At 58.3% G+C, this 1,025-nt stretch carries 1 protein-coding gene; it reads right to left on the bottom strand.

Annotated elements, in window-relative coordinates:
- Nucleotides 1–1,025, bottom strand: a 1,025-nt coding sequence (locus D2K64_RS23745; protein WP_120010901.1) for a PAS domain S-box protein, incomplete at both ends; no start/stop codon positions are given.

Genomic DNA, 1,025 nt, shown 5'->3' with positions numbered 1-1,025 from the left:
TAGAAGAAGGCACCAAACTGTGCGCCAGTCAACTCCACGCCAGCATCAACGACGAGTTGAACCAGCTTCCCAAGGTCAAGTTCAGCGGCAACTTGCGCGCCCGTGCGGTTCAGCACTTCAAGTGTGTGAGTCTCGCTCGCCAGTCGGTCGAGGCTGCTACGCAGTGCGTCTTCCGCAGCCTTTTCGGCGGAGATATCGCGCACTTCGATGATGGTACCCACTGTTTTCGAGGTCTCGTCCTGGACGGGACTGGCATTGAAAGCGACGGGGTAGAAATGTCCATCTTTATGGATGAAGACTTCCTCGCCTCGGGTGTTCTTCTTCTCCGGAAAAGCCCGGTCAATCGCGCATTCGCAAAGCGGGAAGTGCGAGCCATCGGGACGGGTGTGATGAATCACATCATGCAGTGGCCGTCCCAGCGTTTCAGCAAACTTATAGCCCGTCATTCGCTCTGCAGCAGCGTTCATGTAGCTACAGTGTTGTCGGCCATCCATCAGGAAGACGGCAACGCTGGCGTTGTCAAGAACGGCGTTCAGCCGCCGCTCGGTTCTGTGCAGCCGCGATGCTTGTTCATCACGTTGGGCAAGTAGGCTGGACATTTCCGCAACAGTCTGACGCGCTGCCCGCCGCAACTCCATCTGATCCATGACCATGGCAGCCAAGTCGGAGAGTTGTGCGACTTCTGCATCAGTTACCTCGCGCGGTTCCTGGTCAATGACGCAGAGCGTACCAAGATTGTACCCATCGCTCGTGCGGAGCGGCACGCCCGCATAGAAGCGCAGGCCGAACTCGCCGGCAACGAGGGGATTGGTGAGTGCGCGCACATCGCAACTGGCATCGGCCAGGATCCACGGACCATCTTGCAGCACCGCTGAAGCGCAAAGTCCGGGGTCGCGATCGATTTGCTCAACCCCGAGACCGTGGTGGGACTTGAACCAGATACGGTCATGATCGACGAGGCTGATGATGGCGATCGGCACCGAGAAGAGCTTGGCGGCCAATGCTGTGATGCGGTCAAAAGCACC

The sequence above is a fragment of the Teichococcus vastitatis genome (assembly GCF_003604215.1).
In the GTDB taxonomy this organism is placed as follows: domain Bacteria; phylum Pseudomonadota; class Alphaproteobacteria; order Acetobacterales; family Acetobacteraceae; genus Pseudoroseomonas; species Pseudoroseomonas vastitatis.
The sequence above is the reverse complement of the archived record's forward strand: the minus strand, read 5'-3'. Positions and strand labels throughout refer to the sequence as shown.